Below are 20,384 nucleotides of genomic sequence, written 5' to 3' on the forward strand. Positions count from 1 at the left end.
TAGGCTACACGTCACACAAACGAGGCTCTGCCTCAACTAGGAACCAGCAACTAGCTATGTAACCATCGACTGCCCAATCGCCGTTCCCCGCGCTTCGCGTTGTTCGGGGGTCTGCATCGGGCGATCGTAGAGCAGGCCCATGCCCACCACAGCAAGATTGTTACGAGTAGTGTTCTTCACCTCGTACATCATGGTGTCGGCCGCACGGATGATGGAGTGCACGGTGTCGCCGTCCTCGGGGAAGGTGGCCAGGCCAAGACTTCCCTGCACGCGCAGTGAAAGGCCTTCGCCGGTCAGGAAGCGGGACTCGCCCAACGTGTCATAGATAGTGCGGGCCAGTGTGACGGCGCGTTCTTTTTCAACGCCGGGCATCAGTACGACAAACTCATCGCCGCCGTAGCGGAAGGCCGGGTTCGCGGTGCCGAAGACACGCCGCAGCAGGTTGCCAACCTCAGCGAGCAGGCGGCTGCCGACCAGGTGGCCATGGGTGTCATTCACTTCCTTGAAGTGATCCATGTCCATGAACATCAGGCTGAAGTGGTTGCGGCGGCCCTTGCGGACCTCTTCCTCGATCGCCTTGTAGAGATACCGCGCATTGAATAGGCCGGTCACGTCATCCGTGATGGTCAGCTCCTGGATCAGCTCCATGCGGCGCGAGTTCTGAATGGCGATAGCGGCGTAGTCGCAAAGAATGCGCAGGAAGGTGACCGAGTACTCGCTCATCAGGTCGAGCTTGGAGTTCATCAACTGGATGACTCCCAGCACCTTGCCGTCCGCCTGAATCGGCACGCACGCCAGCGACTGCATGTTGAGCTCCGGATGGCGGCGGGCATAGGCCGACCACTGCGGGTCGGTGGTCACACTGGGCACGATCAGCGCCTGGTTGCTCTGAGCCACCCAGCCGGCAACACCCTCGCCCATCTTCAGGCGCAGCGTGCGCAGGTATTCGGTCTCTTCGCCGACCGCGATCTCGTAGTAGAGCTCGTTGGCCTTTTCATCGACCATCAGCAGCGACCAGCGCTCCGGTGCGAAAAACTGCGCCATCTTGTCCATGATGGTCCGCAGAATGACGCCGAGCTCCAGTTGCGACGTGAGCGCACGCGCCACATCGTGGAAGACGCGGACCTGATCCATCTGCCCGCCTTCAATGGCTTCGAACTGTCGCCGTCGAATCACCTAAGAGAGTCCGCCGAAGCTAACGTACAGCAAATACAGCACAAATGTTACAAAACGAAAGTAATCGCAACCTGGAGCATTTTCCCTGTAGGTGCAGTGTAGAGCTTCAGCATCTATGGGCGTTTTCCGCAAAGAAAACGCCGCTTCACTCCACTTCCGGGATACCCAGCAACAGGGAAAATGCTCTAATCTGCGGTCAGCCACCGATCTGCACCATTGCGCGTACTGGCTTGATAAACCCGGTGTCGCCGATGTGATGCCGCTCTTCTTTCCGGTCAACGATATGCCTGATATACGAAGACATCTCCTCGTCAGTTCCACCGCGCCGCATGATTGCGTGCAGATCGTGGTCGAGATGCGAGAAGAGGCAGGTGCGAATCTTACCGTCCGACGTAAGCCGGACGCGGCTGCAGTGGCCGCAGAAGGGATGTGAGACAGGGGCGATAATGCCAATCTCGCCGCGGCGATCGCTAAAGCCGTAACGGCGGGCGGTTTCGCTAACGGAATTGGGGGCAAGCTCCACCAGGTCGCCGACGTTGCTCAGACGATTGACGATCTCTTCCAGAGGAATCACCAGATCGCGGGACCAGACCTTGTCCTCTTCCAGCGGCATGAACTCGATGAAGCGGACGATGACATCCTCGGTGCGCGCAAACTCGGCGAAGCGCTCGATCTGGTCGTCGTTCCAGCCCCTCATGAGCACGCAGTTCACCTTCACCGGGGCCAGGCCGGCTGCCTTTGCGGCGCGAATGCCCTCGAGAACGCGCTCATAACTGCGCGGCACCCGGGTAATGCGGGCAAAGGTCTCGGCATCGACCGCATCCATGCTGACGGTAATGCGGCTTAGCCCGGTGCGGCGAAGAGGCTCGGCAAGCTCGGCAAGCAGGTGGCCGTTGGTGGTCAGGGCGATATCGGGACGGTCGCCATCGAGAGTGCGCATCTGGGCCAGCTCGGCGATCAACTCCAGAAGATCGTGACGCAGCAGCGGCTCGCCGCCGGTCAGCCGGATCTTCTCGATACCCATTCCCAGAAAGACGCGGGCGATACGGGCGTAGTCGGCCATGGGCAGCTCGTGCACCGGGGTTGCACCCTGGCCGCTGCGGCAGTAGACACAGCGGAAGTTGCAGCGGTCGGTGATGGAGAGCCGCAGGTCGGTAATAGCGCGGTCGAACTTATCACGCAGCCGTACCGTGCTGCCCATCGGGGTATTACCAGTGGGCATTTGCTCTTCCACCACGGCCATGGAGGGAAAAGACATGTGGAGACTCAAGTATAGGACGCAAAAGGCCACCCTGCCGGGTGGCCTTGGTAAATCGTTTGCCTACCCTTAGTAGCTCTGGAACTCGTTGGTTCCCTTGCGCAGACGCAGGCCGTTGATCAGGAAAGTCAGGGCAAAGATGCCCGTAATCGCGCACCAGTAAACCATGGGGTGGATCACGCCGGGAGAGTAGGTGGCATCCTGGCCGGCCCAAAGGGTCAGCACGATGCAGACGATCAGGCACTGCCCGCCCATCACCAGCAGCAACTGTCCGCGGCGGCGACGAGCGTCAAGAATCTCCACCTCTTCCGGGGTAAGGTTGCGTTCCGCGGCTGGGATCAGCTTGTTTGCCATCGTTCCTGTCTCCTGAAAATCTTGCTTGTCTGCTATTAAACCACAGCCGGACGAGCGGCGTGATTGAGGGCGTGTCATCAAACTCCCGACGCCAACTGGCAGGAGTTTGACGGCATGCCCTAGTCCAGAAAGGCCATGGTTTTGATGCCGGTGACCTCGAACCTCTTCCGGCAACGGATATTTTTGCAGCCGACCAGGTCATCGCGCAGCACCATGTAGCTCTGGGCCTTAGCGAAGCGGGCGCGGTCACGTTCGTCGGCGCGGCCCTGCAGCGCAGGCTTTTTGCGGCGGACCAGCCAATTAAGCTGGTATTCCTGGGCCTGGCCGCAGTGGGGACAGGTAAGTGTATGGTTGCGGGACTCTGCCCGCTCATTGAAAAAATCGCGCTCTTCCATGGGCACTGCACCTCAATCAGCGACCCAAAGTATTGCATAATCGGCAGGGGAATTTCCCGTGATAGTAGGAGTTGATGGCACGTCCTAAGGCAAAAAAACAGGTATTCTCGGCAACCAAGGCAGTCAAAGCCAATGCGCGCGAGCGTGTCGGCACGCCGCCGCCATCGCAAACGCTGCCCGACACCAAGGCAAAGGCCGAAAGCCGCAAGGCGAAACATAAAGAAACCCTGGCCGACCTGCTCTCTGAGAAGGAAGCGTAGACGTCCAAGGGCAGGTAAGGAGTCTTGACCCAAATGAAGTCCCCCCTCTTCGCTGTTGTCCTGTTATCCGCCGCCACCATCGCCGCGCTGGCCCAGACGCCAACGCTGCAGATCAATAAAGAGAACCGTACGATCTCGGTCTCCGCCTCTGACTCGGTGACCACCGACGCAGATCTGGCCGTCGTGCATGTCGGCTACCAGGTGCTGGGCCGCGATGAGCAGGGCACCTATGCCGAGGGATCGCGCATCTCCAACGCCATCATGGGAGCGCTGACCGCTGCCGGTGTAGAGAAGGCAAGCATCGAGAGCGAGAACCAGAACCTCTCGCCATTGAACGACTTTGAGATCAAGCAGCTTCCCCCGGACCGCGCCGCGAACCGCTTCCGCCTGGTCCAATCCTGGAGCGTGAAGACCTCGCCCGAAAGCGCCGCCAAGGTGCTGGATACAGCCGTGAAGGCCGGGGCGAACCAGAGCGGAGCCATCGACTGGCAGTTGAAGGACGAGGCAGCGCTGGAGGCACAGGCTGCCGCCAAGGCGCTGGCCCACGCACAGCGTATCGCCGAACAGATGGCCGCCGGCCTGCATTCGAAGCTGGGATCGCTGGTCTACGCCAGCAACGAGGCTCCGCAGATTCCAAGACCTATACCCATGGCGCGCATGACCATGGCTGCGGTTCCCAGGGCTGAGGTCCAGCCGCTGGCAATCAACAGCCGCAAGGTGGAGCGTTCGGCCACCGTGACTGCCATCTTCGCGATCGAATAGAGCACGCCCCTTCCGGGATACCAAGCTGCAGGGAAAATGCTCTAAACTTCCGCCATGCCAGCGACCGACCTCAGACCCACGCCCGAAGCCGAGATCATCTTCAAGAAGTGGATTGCTCACCTGAACGACGAGTTCACCCGGCACGAGGGCTATGACCGCCGCGCTGAGATCGTCCGCGATGAGCTGCACCAGATCGTTCTCGGCCGTCCGCACGGCGGTCGCCTGAACTCCACGCTCGTGACCGAGCTGCCGATGAATGTGCTGATCGAGTCACTCGACCCGCGCAACCTCACCTTCGAGGCAGAGCTGCTGCCGGAGGTAGATGCGGCACGCTTCTACCCGCGCAAGCCGCTGCTCTTCTTCTGGGAGGCCTTCGACCGCTCGCCGCTGGGGCTGAATCACTGGCTGGGAAAAAGGTTCCGCTGCATGCTGGCGCGTCACATCTTCGCCTCGGCCGGCAAAGGCCTGGAGCTCTGCTCGGGCATCCGAATGACCTTCGGCTACAACATCACGGCGGAGGAGAACACCCTAATCCGCCGCGGTGTCATACTGGACGACCGCCAGCCAATAACCCTGCGCGGCGAAGTTTTAGCCAAATAACTGAAATAACCCAGGTCCCCGGGGTGCCCCAGGTATCGGGGTCCCCGGCGAACTTGTTTCGCTGGGGTGGTGTCCCATGGGGACCTGGGCATTCGCGCTTCGCGCGAATTGTCTTGCTTAAGGGGACGGCTTTTAGCCGTCCCGTTCCAGCTATCCATTGGAAAGGGGCTTTCAGCCTCTGAGGGCGGGATTGCGAAGCACTGCTACCATCACAGTAAGAGCCATCCATGAATCAAGAAGTCATTCTGATCCTGTTCGAATTTGTCGTTCTTGTGTTTGCCTTCAGCATCCATGAGGCCGCGCATGCATGGATGGCGAACCGCCTTGGCGATCCCACAGCGCGGATGCTGGGACGTGTCACGCTGAACCCGGTCAAGCACATCGATCCGTTTGGTTCGGTCATCATGCCGCTGATCGCGATGTTCTATCACATGCCGCTCATCGGCTGGGCCAAGCCCACACCGGTCACGCCACGCAACTTCAAGAAATACAAGCGCGACGACATCCTGGTTACGCTCGCCGGCCCGGCCTCAAATCTGTTTGTAGCGACGGCAAGCCTGTTGCTGCTGCTGATCATCAAGCATGGAACGGCTGATGGCGGACGATCGGTACTTACCGCGGTGATGGTGGCGTTCCGCATTCCCCAGGCATCGACCGAAGGACTGCCGACGCTGTTTCCCATCGCGCTGCTGCTCTACTTCGGCGTACTGATCAATCTGTCGCTGTTTGTCTTCAACCTGATTCCGCTGCCTCCGCTCGACGGCAGCAAAGTGCTGCGGCACTTTCTCCCCTACTCTGTGTTGGAGACCTACGACCGCATCGGTATGTTCTCCATCCTGATCCTGATGTTCCTCGGCGGGCGCCTTATCTCCATCGGCCTCAGCCCGCTGCTGGGCACCTTCAACAGCCTGCTGCTGGGCATGTAAAGCATTTTCCCTGTTGCCGGATATTCTGGAAGGGGCGCGAAGCGGCGTTTTCATTGCGGAAAACGCCCATAGATGCGGACGCCCTACGCCACACCTACAGGAAAAATGCTCTGGCGCTGATTTACCATCATCTTTTCAATCATGGCCGAAACCTCTGTCAGCAATTCGCGCCGCCGCGTCCTCTCCGGCATGCGGCCTACGGGCAAGCTCCACCTGGGCAACTACATGGGGGCGCTCTATAACTGGGTCCGCCTGCAGGATCAGTACGACTGCTTCTTCTTCATCGCCGACTGGCATGCTCTGACGACCGACTATGCCAATCCAGGCAACGTGAAGGAGAAGTGCTTCGAAGTAGCGTTGGACTTCCTCGCCGGCGGTCTCGATCCGGAGAAATGCGTCATCTTCCGGCAGTCGCATGTACCGGAGCACGCTTCGCTGCACCTGCTCTTCAGCATGTTTACCCCGCTGGGCTGGCTGGAGCGCGTGCCCACCTACAAAGACCAGCAGGAGCAGCTTCGCGAGAAGGACCTGGCAACCTACGGCTTCCTGGGCTATCCGCTGCTGCAGGCCGCAGATATCCTGCTCTACAAGCCGGACTTCGTCCCGGTCGGTCAGGACCAGGTAGCGCACGTGGAACTCACGCGCGAGGTTGCGCGGCGTTTCAACCAGTTGTACGACTCCCGTTGGAGCGAGGCGATCGCACAGGCAGAGTCCGACAAGGAACGGATCAAAGCCGAGGTCTCGGCCAACAGCCTGATCGAGCTGACCTTCCCGGAGCCGCAGGCGCTGCTCACACCCTCGCCAAAGCTCCCGGGCCTGGACGGCCGCAAGATGTCCAAGAGCTACGGCAACACGCTCATGCTGAACGAGCCGGAAGCGGACATCCGCGCCAAGCTGAAGACCATGGTTACCGACCCTGCGCGGGTGCGGCGCACCGATCCGGGCAATCCGGACGTCTGCCCGGTCTTCGACCTGCATAAGGTCTTCTCGCCGGTAGAGAAGCAGGCTGAGGTGCGCGAAGGCTGCACCACAGCCGGCATCGGCTGCATCCAGTGCAAGGGCTGGCTGGCGGACAACGTGGTCGCCGAGCTGGCCCCCATCCGGGAACGCCGGGCAAAGTATGAAGCAAATCCCCACCTGGTAACGGAGATCCTGGAAGCAGGCGCCGCCCGGGCCCACGCCAAGGCCGCCGCCTCCATGAAAGACGCCCTGGCAGCCCTCGGAATGGAGTAGCAGGAGCGGCCAGATTTCAACGATTCATGAAGCCCCTTTCGCTCTTGCGGAGGGGCTTTCCTTCTTCTTCCTGGATCTGATCGAAAGCTAGAGCATTTCTCCTGTAGGTGTAGTGTAGGGATTCGTTATCTATGGGCGTTTTCCATAATGAAAACGCCGCTGCACTCCACTTCCGGGCTACCCAGCAACAGGAGAAATGCTCTAGAGAATCATCGAATTCGATATCGCTGGTCCATTCGGGCCCGTTCGCGCGCAGCGCGAATGTATTTGCTTAAGGGGGCTGTAGCTGTTCAGCCTCCAGACATCCTTTTACAGTCGATTTGCTCGAAATTCCTATAACTAGTGGTCGTAGTGGCTGGGGAAAGTGGGAAAAGGCCTTTCTTTTCCTAGGTTGCGCAGCAACCGCCTTTTCCTGCCTCTGTTGACCTCAAAGGACGACACGGAAGATGCCGACGCTCCAGCGATTGCCATCGGGACACTATTTCGTTTTTTGCCAGGTAACGGGATCCCGTTCTTATCGGTCGTGATATTCCGACTTCATCGCAACAGTCAGAAACATTGCTCGCAGCGGGAAACGGCCAGCGAGCACTGACAGATTCAGTTAAGACTTCCGGCACCCTTGGAGGAACTGTGACATCTGTTGCACACATTTCACCATTGCTGTCACAACGGCAGCTGGTCGTCGCATAGGGTTGCTGTTGCATGTCATGAGAAAGAAAGGTATTCGGCCACTCTGCTTGAGGGGGAGGACATGAACCTTTGATTCGCAAACGGAAAGATTGGAGACCTACGTGCGAAGGCTATAGGTAGCAGTTCGCCTATGAGGCATTGGAGCGATATGGAAAAGACGTATTGCGTCTATAACCTAACGCGAGAAAGTTTCCTGAGCCTGAATGTGAAGGCGGCTGGCAGCATCTTGATGCGCCTGAAAAGATCGATCAGAAGACTGAGGCTCCGCTCCGATGAGGGAACATGGGTCGTGCCTTCTCAAGGCGTTCATGCCCTGAGACCTTTTTTCCCACTCGACCTGATCTATCTGGATGACCAAAACCGGGTCATTAACCTGATTGAATCCATTGTTCCTCTCGCCTTTGGACCGATAAGGACTCGGGCCGGAAGTGTTCTTGAACTGCCGAGTCATACGATCTATTCCACGAATACGCAGATCGGAGATCAGATGATGATCTGCGTTGCCGAGGAGATGAGCGGACATCTGGCTCCGGCGAAAGAAAAAGCGCATCACGGCGCTCGCTGGGAGTGGGGCAAGAGACGCCCGGAGTACGGGCGAAGTATGAGAGCGATTTTGGAAGGGCTAACGTCGTCGAGATCGCGAAAAAAGCGGAGGAAGGATCTGGGGGACAATCCTCCGCTGGTAGCTCACTACTGGGACGGAGGCGCCCCGCTGGCGCACAAGGTGCAGAAGATCAGTTCTGACAGGCTCTATCTGGTGACCGATCAACGCTGGTATCCCGGCACGCTCGTCATGCTATCTCTACAACGCGAGGACGTCCCGGCAACAGATCCGAACCGCGCGATTACGGTCAAAGGACAGGTGGTGGGGGCAGACGAGAATGGAGTCTTCTTCCTGCTTGTACTACCCGAGAAGAAAGGGCGCGACTTCAGCAGAGAGGTTCTTCCCGGCGGCGCGGACAAGAAAACCTTCCGCGCCTTCCTGAAGCGTCTCCAGGAGAACCGCGGGCAGGCATTGATCGCGTATGCCCTGATCCTGCCTTTGGTTTTTCTGCTCATCGTCAAACTGATTAATTTGGGCGGCTTCTTCTTTGCATGGATTAGGGCAACGAACGCCCGCGAGGGCTGGGGGCCGATTGGCACACGATATGCCACTGTTACGGCGGAGAGCGGACAGGATCTGACATCGATGGTCCCAGGGGGGACCGGGGCCACTGAGCACAATTCTGAATAAAACAATGGGGAGCCCAGTCAGAGATTATTACCTCCTGAGGAGTTAGGCTATGCGCTTTTTTGAAGAGGAAGATGGCCAGGCGGTAATCATCGTCGCGCTTGCAATGAGCATCTTTTTGATCGGCGCTGTTGGGCTGGGAATAGATGGATCCCACCTGTATTCGCAACGCCAGATGGCGCAGACGGCAGCAGATGCAGCTGCTACTGCGGGTATGATGAGTGTCTTCAACAGCACCAATACATCAGGTACGGCCGCATTTTCGACATCAGGATCATTTACTTGCGGCACCAGCGACGCTAAAACACCTTGCGTCTATGCGCGCAATAATGGCTTCGGTGGAACCGCCAGCGATACCGTGACGATCGACTACCCGGGCAGCAGCGGGGCGCCGGGAGTGAGCCTGGCGACAGGCTATCCGGTAAACGTTGTTCGCGCCACTGTGAGCCGAAGCGTGAACACATTCCTGATAGGCCTGATCGGTCAGTCAGCAACAACGGTGAGCGCTACGGCCACAGCCGCCATCGTCAGCGTCGTTGCTCCGGTTCCCATCCTCGTGACGCATCCAACAAAGACAAGCTCTCTGTCCCTGCAAGGCACGCCTTCGATCAAGATCTGCGGTGGCCCCAGCCGTAGCATTCAGGTCAACTCCACCTCTACGACGGCAGCCTCCACCGGAGGCAATTCCTCCATCGATCTGTCCCACGCCGGCCCGGCCGACACGAGCGGAAACTGCACCACGGGAACAGGCGCCGACCTCGGAGTAACAGGCGGGCCGAGCACATCGCCCAGCGTAAGCTACGGAACTACCGGGCACTATGTGGAACCAGATTCCTGGATGCAGGATCCTCTGGCCGGTGTCTCACCCCCCAATGTGGCGGCTCTTCCAACTGCACCGGCTCCGGCAGCGCTTGCGAATAGCACCAGCGGATGTCCGGCATCTCCCAAGAAGGGCTGCATGCTCTATTCGCCTGGCATCTACCCGACCGGAATTGATGGAAAGAATTCAACTCCCGTGATGAAACCGGGAATCTACTACATTCAGAGCAAAGGCCTGTCGTGTTCGGCGAACTGCGACATGCTCATGGCGACCGGGTTTACTGACGGATCTACCGGTACCAATACAGGTTGGAATGGGACGGCTGCCGGTGGCGGCATCATGGTCTACAACACAGGAGGCGGCAACTTCGACCTTGGCGCCAATGGCACCATCAACCTGATCGGCTCACCATCGGGTTCGGCCTATAAAGGCATTCTCTTTTTTCAGGACCGTACCGCGGCCGCAACGAGTCATAACCTGGGTGGTGGCGGAGCCATGACGCTGGTTGGGACCATCTACCTGACCAATACCCGCACTACCATGCTGGGTAACGCAGCTCAGTTTCAGCAGCTCAATCTACAGGGCGGGTCGGGAAGCGGCACTCTGGTTCAAGGAGAGATCATCGTTGGAGCCTTGCAACTAGGTGGCAATGGCACCATTACTATGAACCTCAACTCCGCCGCAATTTTCAACGTCAATGAGGTTGCACTGGTGCAATAGCCTCGCGGCTGCATGTAACCGCAAAGACCGTACGACGTGGCGCCATTACTGGTCGTTCCGGACGCGACCATCAGTATCAGGCCAGCGTCCCGAACCATTCCCATTGCCTCTCCCAGACCTCCCTCCCAAGGTCCTTCCGCTTTTTCCAGTTGACAAAATTTGTAACAAACCTCGATACTCGCTGACCGAAGTGGACTGACCAATTAGTCTGTTTCCCAAAACACCCAAAACAGCACAAACAAGAGTTTCTATTCAGAGGCCCTTATGTATCGAGCAATAAAAACGTTTCTTACGACCTTCGTTCTTCTGGCTTCCACCCTCTCAGTTGTCGCCCAAAGTGAACGCGGCGCAATTACTGGTCGGATCACTGATAACACCGGGAGCATTCTTCCGGATGCCACCATCACGCTGCGCAATGAGGCGACTGGCGTTCAGCAAACCACCAAGACGAACAACGACGGTGTCTACACCTTTCCCAGCCTGAACCCGGGCAGCTACACCCTGACGGTGAACCGCATCGGCTTCAAGCGGCTGGAACGTATCCACACCATGGTCGACGTCAACGCCACCAACCAGCAGGACGCCGCGCTGGAGATCGGCGAGACCTCCGAAGTGATCGAGGTGCGCGCCGGCGTGCAGCAGCTGCAGGAGACCACGGGCTCCATGGGCATGATCGTGGAAGAGCGGTCGATCCAGGAACTGCCCTCCATCTACGGCAACCCGTTCACGCTGCAGAACCTGGCGCCGGGCATTATCCCCTCGGGCGTAAATCCGAATATCCATACCTACGACAGCGGCACTGCCAACGTGTCGGTAAATGGCTCGGTGCTGAACTCGCTGGAGTACCGCCTGGACGGCGCCCCGGACAACCGTATCCGCCTCTCCGCATACACCCCATCAACCGAGTTCATCAACCAGTACAAGGTGGAGACGTCGTCGTACGACGCGTCGCAGGGACACTCCGCCGGCGGCTTTGTGAATGTCGCTCTTAAGTCGGGTACGAATGCATTTCATGGATCGGCCTTTGGCTATTACCAGAACCCAACGATGAATGCGAACTACTGGCATCTGGGAAGCCAGCCCGCGGCGAAGGCAGTCTGGCTGCGCGAGGGCGGATCGGTAGGCGGCCCGGTGTGGCGCGACCATGCATTCTTCTTCACTGGATGGGAGCACTCGCGGGCAGCGACACCGAACGTGCTGACGTTTGGCGTACCTCCCAGCGCCTTCCGTAACGGAGACTTCTCGGCGCTGCTGCCGAAGTACCAGCTTTACGATCCGTACTCCAGCCGCACGGTGAACAGCAAAGTGGTTCGCGATCCGTTCCCTGGAAACATCATCCCCAGCTCACGCATTAGCCCCATTGCAGCGGCGGCGTTGAAGTATTACCCGACGCCGAATACAGCCAGCAGCGATCCGGCGGGAGCCAGCAACTATTCCTATGCAGGCGCCGAACCGGATTATTACTACGCCTACGTCGTGCGCAGCGATGTGGCGATCTCGAACCGGCAGTCGATCTATGGCCATTATGTGCAGAGCCGTCGTCTGCAACCGGGCAAAAACGCCTACTTCGGCCAGGTCTCCGGAACAACGCTGACCTACCGCAACAAGGGCGCGGCGGTAGGGTATACCTTCGTGCTCTCACCGACGACGGTGCTCGAAGCTCGTCTCTCGTGGACGCGTTTTGTGAACCAGAACGTCGTGCCGTCGCAGGGCATCCTGAATGCGACCTCGATCGGTATGCCCGGCTATCTGATTAACGGTCTCGGACCGAATGCGCAGGCCTTTCCGCGCCTGGACATTACGGGTTATCAATCGCTGAACTCAGATAACGGCGTGATCTCACACAACGACATCACCATGGGGTCGGTGCAGATCTCGCGCACGCTGGGACGCCACTTCCTGCGTACCGGCTACGAGTACCGCATGTACAACGTCAACGCCGGTATCACGGCGCAGTCGAACGGCCGCTATCAGCACGATGGCCGTTACACGCAGTCGACCAGCGGCGGCTCGGCGAGCATTGACTACTCGCTGGCGCAGTTTGAGATGGGTCTGCCGAATACCTCGGCCATCACCATCAACTCTGACCTGGCGGTGCGGTCGAACTACATGGCCGGTTGGTTCCACGACGACTTCAAGGCGTTGCCGAACCTCACCATCAACCTTGGTCTGCGCTATGAGTACGAAGGTCCGAACAGTGAACGTAACCAGAAGGCGAACACCTACTTCGACTTCAATACAGCAAATCCCATCGCAGCGGCGGCACAGGCAAAGTACGCCACCATTGCGAGCTCGAACTCGACTCTTCCGGCGGCTTCAGCCTGGACGGTCAACGGCGGCCTTCGCTTCCTGGGAGACCAGGGTCTCGACCGCAAGGACTTCGACGCGCAGAAGCTGATGCTGCTGCCGCGTATCGGCTTCTCCTGGCGCTTCATGGACAACACGGTGATGCGTGGCGGTTACGGCCTCTTTGCCGATTCGCTGAGCACCTTCTATCTGTCGGGTGGAAACGGCGGATCGACCTCGACCTTCCTGCTGCCACAGCAGGGCTTCACGGCGACCACCTCGCAGTCGGCGAGTACGGACAACGTGACCTTCACCGCGCCGATCTCCAATCCGTTCCCGTCCGGCATTGCGCAGCCAACCGGAAACTCGCTTGGCATGCAGACCTTCCTCGGCAACTCGATCACCTTCCAGCCGAGGAATCCGCAGGTGCCCTACAACCAGCGCTGGAGCGTCGGTTTCCAGCGTGCCTTCGGCTCGTGGCTGGCCGCGGTGGACTACGTGGGCAACCACGGCGTGCATCTGCCGGTAAACAAGGAGTTCGATCCAGTGCCGAAGCAGTATCTCTCGACCGCGACCAATGGCTATGACGTGGATGCGACGACCAAGATGTCGGCGACGGTGACCAATCCGTTCCTGAACATCGTTCCCTCGACCGTCTCTCTGGGCTCCGGAAAGACGGTTGCGGTCTCGCAGCTGGTGCGTCCCTATCCGGAGTTCACCGGCGTGACGGCGTACATGACCAACGGCATGTCGATGTATCACTCGCTGCAGGCGCAACTGCTGCGGCGCTTCTCGAACGGAGCGTCCTTCACCTCGGCCTTTACATGGTCGAAATCGCTGGACGCAACCCAGTACCTGAACAATTCGGATTACGGCCTGTGGTACGGAACCTCCAGCAACGACCGCACCTTCCGCTTCGCCACCTCGGGCATCTACCAGTTGCCCTTCGGCCGCGGACGCCAGTACCTGCACGACAACGCTTTCGTCTCCGCCCTGGTCGGCGGATGGCAGATGCAGGGTGTCTACCAGGTACAGAGCGGACAGCCCTTGTCGTTCACCCCGGCCAGCACCAGCCCGTTGTACAAGGGGACTAACCCGGTGGATGCGGCCTGGGGTCGCAACGGATATAAGTCTTCGGCAGCGGCGCAGGCGGCCGGTGTGGCCGGCTACTGGTTCAACATCAACAGCTTCGTGACCAAGACGACCAGCACGCAAACCAGCGGCATCGACACCAGCGCGACTCCGAACCAGTACCAGGTCCGCACTTTCCCAATTCGTTTCAGTGGTTTGCGGGCCGACTTCCTGAACCAGTGGGACATGGCCCTGCAGCGGAACTTCTCGCTGGCACGGTTCTATGAACCGCTCCAGCTTCAGTTCCGTGCAGAGGCGACCAACCTGCTGAACCATCCGGTCTACTCGACTCCAAGTACCGATTGGACCAACGCGGCCTTCGGCCAGGTAACCTCGCAGGCCAACCAGCCGCGTGTCTGGCAGTGGGTAGCAATCGTCCGTTTCTAACGGATAAACAACCCACGCACTGGGTGCCCATCCGACGAACTTCGTTCGTTGGGGTGAGACCGCGATGGATGAGATTCTCGTCAGATTAACCAGTGCTCCCCAACCCACAATTCACCAGAGAGGGGCGGCAAATGTCGCCCCTTTGCCTTGGCCAGGAGGCATTGAATGGCTCCGATCGCGACCAAAGAAGGACTAGACGCGATAGAGTTCGTATTACAGAGCTCTCTGCTCGGAGCGAAAGAAAAGCACCAAAGGTGCGCTCTATATGAGCCTGGGGCAACGCCCCAGGTACGCTAGCTGATAGAAAATGAAGGGCTGAAGGCCCGCTCCATAGAGCTACAACGAAGGTCGATACGCAGCAGAAAAGCAGCACGAAAAAGAAGAAGAAAAGGAGTTGCTCATGCTACACCCTGACCCCAATCTAACCAGGCATGCTGAACGATCCACTGATGCATCGAGCAAGTCCAAGCGCGCAAGCAAAAATTCGGACAGAATGGAGTCGCTCCGATCGGTTTCCAAAGAAGGATTCGATGCGATAGAACAGGGCAATTACACCGCTCTGAGTTCAGACGAAGAGATTTCGGCGTTCCTGCAGGAAATTCATGAAGACATTGCACCGAAGTAGAGCCTGTCATTCGAGTCGGTTCCTTCCATTCTGTTCCGTCCTGTTCGCGCATAGCGCGAATGTCGTGCTTAAGGGGCCGGCTTCAGCCGGCCCGTATCCACCAGTAAAAGAAAGCGGTTTTAACCGCTGAGGTCGATGCCTGGTGTGCCAACAACCTTGACATAACCCCGCCCTTGCCATTCCTCCCTGAAAGGAATCGCGAAACGCCCCGGCCCGTCGGACAAAATCCGTCCGTCCCCTAACGCACAATTCATCAAACAGGGGCGGAATTTGCCGCACTTAACGCTGGACAACGCATGAGAAAATAGAAGACGAATGATCTCCGTTTCCAATGTCTCTATGCGTTACGGCTCGAAGGTTCTCTTTGAGGACGTAAGCACCACTTTTATCTCGGGCCGCCGGTATGGCCTCACCGGTCCGAACGGCGCCGGTAAGTCCACCTTTATGAAGGTGCTTACGGGCGAGCTCGATGCCCAGAAGGGCAACGTTGTGCGCCCCAAGAAGCTGGGCGTGCTGCGTCAGGACCAATACGCGTTCGACGCCTACCGTGTCATCGACACCGTCATCATGGGTAACAAAGCCCTCTGGTCTGCCCTGGAAGAGCGCGACCACCTCTATGAGAAGGCAGAGCTGACGGACGACGACGGCATCCGCCTGGGTGAGTTGGAAGGCGTGATCGGCGAAGAAGACGGTTACGAGGCCGAGTCGAATGCGGCGGTGCTGCTGCAGGGTCTGGATATCGCAGACGACCTGCATGAGCGCAAGATGGGCGAGCTGCAGGGCGGCCAGAAGGTTCGCGTGCTGCTGGCACAGGCTCTCTTCGGCAATCCGCAGGCGCTGCTGCTGGACGAACCTACGAACTATCTCGATCTTGAGTCCATCCACTGGCTGCAGGACTTCCTGGTCCGTTTCGATGGCACCCTGATCACCATCTCGCACGACCGCCACTTTCTGAACTCGGTCTGCACTCACATCGCCGATATCGACTATCAGACGATCATTACCTACACCGGCGGCTACGACGAGATGGTGCTGCAGAAGACGCAGGTCCGCCAGCGTATCGAATCGCAGAACGAGCAGCGCGAGAAGAAGATCGCTCAGTTGAATGACTTCATCGCCCGCTTCTCGGCCGGTACGCGTTCGTCGCAGGTGAACTCACGTAAGAAAGAAGTTGAGCGCCTTCAGACCACGGACCTCGCTCGGTCGAACATCCAACGCCCGTATATCCGCTTCGACCAGCTTCGCCCTTCGGGCAAGCACATTCTGGAGATCGAGCACGTCTCGAAGTCGTATGACCAGACGGTCTTCAAGAACTTCACCTCTGCGGTCATGCGAGGCGACAAGGTTGTGCTGATCGGCCGTAACGGAACCGGCAAGACAACGATGCTGAAGTCGCTTCTGGCCGGCATGCCGGAAACCGACGACAAGGAATTCACCCGCGACGGCGGTACGGTGAAGTGGGGGCACGAGGCTAACATCGGCTACTTCGCACAGGACCACACCGGCACCGTGACCAAGGGCATGACGGTCGCCGACTGGCTGCACCAGTTCGATGAGAAGGCTACGGAAGAAGATATCCGCGGCATTCTGGGGCAGATGCTCTTCCGCGGCGAAGAGGGCCTGAAGAAGACTGAAGCTCTGTCAGGCGGCGAGCAGGCCCGCCTGATCTTCTGCAAACTGATGCTGCAGAAGCCCAACATCCTGATCTTTGACGAGCCCACCAACCACCTCGACCTGGAATCGATCAACGCCCTGAACCAGGCGCTGCAGAAGTATGAGGGTACGGTGCTGCTGGTAACACACGATGAGGACCTGATCGACGAGGTCGCGACCCGCATCTGGCACTTCCAGGACGGCAAGGTCGAAGACTTCAAGGGACCGTACGCCGAGTATCAACAGGTCCTGGCCGCCGCAAAGTAACTTCCCGCAAAACTTCACCGTTTGTATTGCACTGGGACACGCCCTGGCATGCGGACGGTGAGGTTTGCACGTAAGAATCCTTGTGATTCTTTTACTTGACAACCCGTCTGCGGTCACTGACCGTAGATCTAACACCTGAAATAGGTTTTCGGGCGCAGCCGTGCCCAAACGAGCGCGCCACGAGTTCCCGGGATTTCTTAACCGATAGAACCGCTTCGAAACCTTTGATTTTTGTTTCGCCCTTTTGAGGAGTGACGTTTCATGAAGATTGCAAAGATCTGTAGCACGCGTGTATTCGCGGCTGTGCTGACTGCCGGTATGTTAGTTGTTCCGGCGTATCTAGCCACGCCGCGCGCTCTGGCACAAACCGCTGCGACTGGTACTATCTCCGGAACTATTACGGACGCCTCCGGCGCCGCAGTTCCGAATACCACCGTCGTCATCACGAACACCGACACGGGCGCAAGCCGTACGGTGACCACCAACAACGACGGCGACTATAGCACGACCTTCCTGCAGCCTGGCCATTATGAAGTTGTGGCCGGTGGCACCGGCAACTTCGGTAAGGTCACGCGCAAGAACCTTGTTCTGACGGTAGGTCAGACTCTGAGCGTAGATGAAAAGCTCCCCGCAGCCTCGGTCGCCCAGGACGTTACCGTCTCCGACGTTTCTCCGCTGATTGATAGCGAAAAGACTGAGATCTCGCAGACAGTAGATCAGCAGCTTGTCTCGAACCTGCCCGTAAACGGTCGCCGCTGGGATAACTTCGTGCTGCTCACCACCAACGTGGTGCCGGACGGTAACAGCGGCCTGATCTCCTATCGCGGTATCTCCGGTCTGTACAACACGAACCTGGTCGACGGCGCCAACAACCAGCAGGCCTTCTTCTCGGAAGCCCGTGGCCGCGCAATCGGCTCTCCGTATGTCTTCTCGCAGGACTCCATCAAGGAGTTCGCCTCTTCCGCTTCCGGTTACTCCGCGGAGTTCGGACAGGCGGCCGGCGGACAGGTCAACGCCATCACCAAGAGCGGTACCAACCTGATTCATGGCGACCTGTTCTACTACCTGCGCTATCCGACTCTGAACGCACTTGACCCCTTTGCGAAGTTCACTGGACGCAGCAGCAATCAGCCCTTCCTGCTGACGCCGACGGTTCGTCAGCAGCAGCAGTTCGGTGGCTCGGTGGGCGGTCCCATCATCAAGGACAAGCTCTTCTACTTCTTCACCTATGACGGCTTCCGCAAGGTGAATCCGCTGCTCTACACCAGCTCGATCTCTGCGTCGTCTCTGGCAGGCTACAGCTGCCCAACGCCGGTCAGCCAGACCCAGTGCGATGCCGCCAAGGCATATATCCTCAGCGGTCAGACGGCTGTTTCGCGTAACGTCACGCAGGATATCTTCTTCCCGCGTCTTGACTATCAGCTCAACGGCAAGAACCACATTTCGGTGAACTTCAACTGGCAGGACTACAAGCAGCCGAATGGTTACACCACCTCTGCTACTGCCAATAACAGCTCGGCGACAACCAACGGACGCGCGGACTTCCACGAGCGCTTCCTGGTGGCCAACTGGGAGAGCGTCGTCTCCTCCAAGTCCGCGAACACGGTGCGTTTCCAGTGGTCGCGCGATCTTGAGACGACCGGAGCGAATGCCCCCGGACCGAGCGTGACCATTAGCGGTCTGTTTGCCTACGGTATGCCGAATGCTCTGCCTCGCGGAGCATTCCCGGATGAGCATCGCTGGCAGTTTGCCGATATCTTCTCAACCGTGCATGGTAAGCATTCGCTGAAGTTCGGCGCGGATATCAACCTGATCCACGAGCAGCTCTCGAACCTGTTCCAGGGCGGCGGTATCTACAGCTACTCCCAGGCAACTACGCCGCTCTCGTTCCAGGCATGGGTACAGGACGTCTATGGCCTGAACGGTGGACGTCACTACACCACCTTTACCCAGGTGAACGATCCCATTACCCATGTAGGTGCGGATGACTTCTGGAACAAGAACATTGCCGGCTTCGCCGAAGATGCCTGGAAGCTCCGCAACGACTTCACGCTGACGGTGGGCGTTCGTTACGACGTGCAGTTGATTCCTGCGCCTCCGCGTCCCTACACCAACAGCTACAACGGCGTTCCCAGCCCTCTCGGCAACTACTACACCAACACGATTAAGAACAACATGAAGATGGTGCAGCCGCGTGTCGGTTTTGCGTGGTCACCGGTTGACGGCATGGTGGTTCGAGGCGGTTACGGTATGTTCTATGGCCTGACCTCCGGTTCAACCCTGTATTGCACCCGCGTAGAGAACGGTGTCTTCCAGCAGCAGTACACGGTGGCCCCATCGGCCGCAGGTGCGCCGCAGAACATGGGTGTTCTGTTCACGCCTCCGGGACCGGCCTTGGCGGCCCCATTTGCCGGTGCTGTCACCCCGACCGTACAGAACACGGGCGCGGGAGCGATTCCGCTCTCGTTCCGCGGCCAGGACCCGAACTTCACCAATCCCTATACCCACTCTGTCGATCTGGCAGTCGAGCAGCGTCTGCCGGGAAACGTTAGCCTCTCGCTCTCGTATATCGGCACCCGCGGCATGCGTCTGCCGTACTTCATCGATGCCAACCTGCCCCAGTCGGCCTCTTCGAAGACCTGGGACATTGTCAACACGGCGGGTGCCACCCAGTCGACGATCACCGTGCCGTTCTACTCGGGTACGCGTCCTTCACCGAACGATGGCATCATCCTGGTGGGCTTCAGCGGCATCAACTCCTGGTATCACTCCGGAGCCTTCTCGGTCCGTAAGCCTTTCAGCCACGGTGTTGAGCTGCTTGCCAACTACACCTGGGCGAAGGCCATCGACGGATCGCAGGTCTCCGGTCAGAACGGTACCTTCAACGGAACCAACGCGATCTCCGATCCGCACAATCTGAAGAGCCCCGGAACTCTGAATGAGTACGGACGTTCGGATCTGGATATGCGCGGACGCTTTGTCGGCAGCATCGTCTACGCTCCAACCTTCGGTCTCTCGAACTCCATCTTGCGCTACGCGGCAAACGGCTGGACGGTCTCCGGAACGGCGACCGAGCAGACCGGTCTTCCGCTGACGCAGTTCATGTCGAACTTCCTGTCGGCTTCCGCCGGCGGCGGTATCGACGGTGGTGTGACGGGCGGCGTGGTCAGTCTCTTCGCTTCCAGTACGGGTGGTCGTGCTCCGCAGTACCGCCGCAACAATCTTCCCGGACCGGGTATCCGCAATGTCGACGCTCGCGTCTCGCGTTCGTTCCCGATCCACGAGAGCGTCAAGTTCGAAGTCTTCGCAGAGGTCTTCAACCTGGCAAACCGTCGCCACATCATTGGGCAGAGCACCAGCGCATTCTCGGCTGTGCAAAATGGAACGGCAGCGTGTGCGGGACACAGCAACTCGTGCATCGCCCCGTTCACGTCAACCGCATTCGGTACGCCAACCACAACCAGCTCGGTTCTCTTTGGACCGCGCCAGGTTCAGGTGGCAGCCAAGCTGTGGTTCTAAAAAAAAGACGAACAACAAAGCCCCGGCTTCGGCCGGGGCTTTGTCATTTTTGGCTCGGCCCATACTCTGGGTGCCCCATATCTGCGCAGCA

14 protein-coding genes are annotated in these 20,384 nt (G+C 58.7%); 10 read left to right on the forward strand and 4 right to left on the reverse strand.

All coding sequences use genetic code 11. The annotated features are described in order from the left end of the window. Positions 1–54: 54 nt before the first annotated feature. The 4 genes from AB4Y89_RS16565 to AB4Y89_RS16580 all read right to left on the reverse strand — a co-directional run bounded on the left by AB4Y89_RS16565 (position 55) and on the right by AB4Y89_RS16580 (position 3,183). The gene (locus tag AB4Y89_RS16565) at positions 55–1,176 is read right to left on the reverse strand and encodes a sensor domain-containing diguanylate cyclase (RefSeq protein WP_442302047.1); all 1,122 of its coding nucleotides are present in this window, start codon (positions 1,174–1,176) and stop codon (positions 55–57) included. A 196-nt stretch (positions 1,177–1,372) separates the two neighbouring features. Then, positions 1,373–2,434, reverse strand: a complete 1,062-nt coding sequence (moaA, locus tag AB4Y89_RS16570) for a GTP 3',8-cyclase MoaA (RefSeq protein WP_442302048.1) — start codon at positions 2,432–2,434, stop codon at positions 1,373–1,375. Between the two features lie 69 nt (positions 2,435–2,503). Next, complete coding sequence (locus AB4Y89_RS16575) at positions 2,504–2,788, reverse strand: hypothetical protein (RefSeq protein WP_442302049.1); 285 nt, start codon at positions 2,786–2,788, stop codon at positions 2,504–2,506. A gap of 119 nt (positions 2,789–2,907) precedes the next feature. After that, positions 2,908–3,183: a hypothetical protein gene (locus tag AB4Y89_RS16580; protein WP_147646374.1), complete on the reverse strand. Its 276-nt coding sequence runs from the start codon at positions 3,181–3,183 to the stop codon at positions 2,908–2,910. Positions 3,184–3,257: 74 nt separating this feature from the next. Here AB4Y89_RS16580 and AB4Y89_RS16585 point away from each other — a divergent pair, with 74 nt between their 5' ends. The 10 genes from AB4Y89_RS16585 to AB4Y89_RS16630 all read left to right on the forward strand — a co-directional run bounded on the left by AB4Y89_RS16585 (position 3,258) and on the right by AB4Y89_RS16630 (position 20,293). Beyond that, positions 3,258–3,443, forward strand: a complete 186-nt coding sequence (locus AB4Y89_RS16585) for a hypothetical protein (protein WP_442302050.1) — start codon at positions 3,258–3,260, stop codon at positions 3,441–3,443. A gap of 33 nt (positions 3,444–3,476) precedes the next feature. After that, a complete protein-coding gene (locus AB4Y89_RS16590; RefSeq protein ID WP_442302051.1) occupies positions 3,477–4,205 on the forward strand; it encodes an SIMPL domain-containing protein in 729 nt (242 codons plus the stop codon). Positions 4,206–4,259: 54 nt separating this feature from the next. Further along, complete coding sequence (locus tag AB4Y89_RS16595) at positions 4,260–4,805, forward strand: hypothetical protein (protein ID WP_442302052.1); 546 nt, start codon at positions 4,260–4,262, stop codon at positions 4,803–4,805. A gap of 227 nt (positions 4,806–5,032) precedes the next feature. Continuing rightward, complete coding sequence (locus tag AB4Y89_RS16600; RefSeq protein ID WP_442302053.1) at positions 5,033–5,731, forward strand: site-2 protease family protein; 699 nt, start codon at positions 5,033–5,035, stop codon at positions 5,729–5,731. A gap of 141 nt (positions 5,732–5,872) precedes the next feature. Continuing rightward, positions 5,873–6,964 carry a tryptophan--tRNA ligase gene (trpS, locus tag AB4Y89_RS16605; protein ID WP_442302054.1) on the forward strand — a complete coding sequence of 364 codons (1,092 nt, stop codon included), beginning with the start codon at positions 5,873–5,875 and terminating at the stop codon, positions 6,962–6,964. 979 nt (positions 6,965–7,943) lie between these two features. Continuing rightward, a complete protein-coding gene (locus AB4Y89_RS16610; protein ID WP_442302055.1) occupies positions 7,944–8,888 on the forward strand; it encodes a hypothetical protein in 945 nt (314 codons plus the stop codon). A 49-nt stretch (positions 8,889–8,937) separates the two neighbouring features. Then, positions 8,938–10,425, forward strand: a complete 1,488-nt coding sequence (locus AB4Y89_RS16615) for a pilus assembly protein TadG-related protein (protein ID WP_442302056.1) — start codon at positions 8,938–8,940, stop codon at positions 10,423–10,425. Between the two features lie 264 nt (positions 10,426–10,689). Further along, positions 10,690–14,229: a carboxypeptidase regulatory-like domain-containing protein gene (locus AB4Y89_RS16620; protein WP_442302057.1), complete on the forward strand. Its 3,540-nt coding sequence runs from the start codon at positions 10,690–10,692 to the stop codon at positions 14,227–14,229. A gap of 940 nt (positions 14,230–15,169) precedes the next feature. Continuing rightward, positions 15,170–16,774 carry an ABC-F family ATP-binding cassette domain-containing protein gene (locus AB4Y89_RS16625; RefSeq protein WP_442302058.1) on the forward strand — a complete coding sequence of 535 codons (1,605 nt, stop codon included), beginning with the start codon at positions 15,170–15,172 and terminating at the stop codon, positions 16,772–16,774. A gap of 261 nt (positions 16,775–17,035) precedes the next feature. Next, a complete protein-coding gene (locus AB4Y89_RS16630; RefSeq protein WP_442302059.1) occupies positions 17,036–20,293 on the forward strand; it encodes a carboxypeptidase regulatory-like domain-containing protein in 3,258 nt (1,085 codons plus the stop codon). The last annotated feature ends 91 nt before the right edge of the window (positions 20,294–20,384 follow it).

Source organism: Terriglobus sp. 2YAB30_2, from assembly GCF_052114765.1.
GTDB lineage: Bacteria > Acidobacteriota > Terriglobia > Terriglobales > Acidobacteriaceae > Terriglobus.

Coding starts and splice junctions, on each gene's coding strand:
- AB4Y89_RS16600 (WP_442302053.1), top strand. CDS start 5,033: ATGAATCAAGAAGTCATTCTGATCCTGTTCGAATTTGTCGTTCTTGTG.
- AB4Y89_RS16625 (WP_442302058.1), top strand. CDS start 15,170: ATGATCTCCGTTTCCAATGTCTCTATGCGTTACGGCTCGAAGGTTCTC.
- AB4Y89_RS16585 (WP_442302050.1), top strand. CDS start 3,258: ATGGCACGTCCTAAGGCAAAAAAACAGGTATTCTCGGCAACCAAGGCA.
- moaA (WP_442302048.1), bottom strand. CDS start 2,434: ATGTCTTTTCCCTCCATGGCCGTGGTGGAAGAGCAAATGCCCACTGGT.
- AB4Y89_RS16615 (WP_442302056.1), top strand. CDS start 8,938: ATGCGCTTTTTTGAAGAGGAAGATGGCCAGGCGGTAATCATCGTCGCG.
- AB4Y89_RS16620 (WP_442302057.1), top strand. CDS start 10,690: ATGTATCGAGCAATAAAAACGTTTCTTACGACCTTCGTTCTTCTGGCT.
- AB4Y89_RS16595 (WP_442302052.1), top strand. CDS start 4,260: ATGCCAGCGACCGACCTCAGACCCACGCCCGAAGCCGAGATCATCTTC.
- AB4Y89_RS16590 (WP_442302051.1), top strand. CDS start 3,477: ATGAAGTCCCCCCTCTTCGCTGTTGTCCTGTTATCCGCCGCCACCATC.
- AB4Y89_RS16630 (WP_442302059.1), top strand. CDS start 17,036: ATGAAGATTGCAAAGATCTGTAGCACGCGTGTATTCGCGGCTGTGCTG.
- trpS (WP_442302054.1), top strand. CDS start 5,873: ATGGCCGAAACCTCTGTCAGCAATTCGCGCCGCCGCGTCCTCTCCGGC.
- AB4Y89_RS16575 (WP_442302049.1), bottom strand. CDS start 2,788: ATGGCAAACAAGCTGATCCCAGCCGCGGAACGCAACCTTACCCCGGAA.
- AB4Y89_RS16580 (WP_147646374.1), bottom strand. CDS start 3,183: ATGGAAGAGCGCGATTTTTTCAATGAGCGGGCAGAGTCCCGCAACCAT.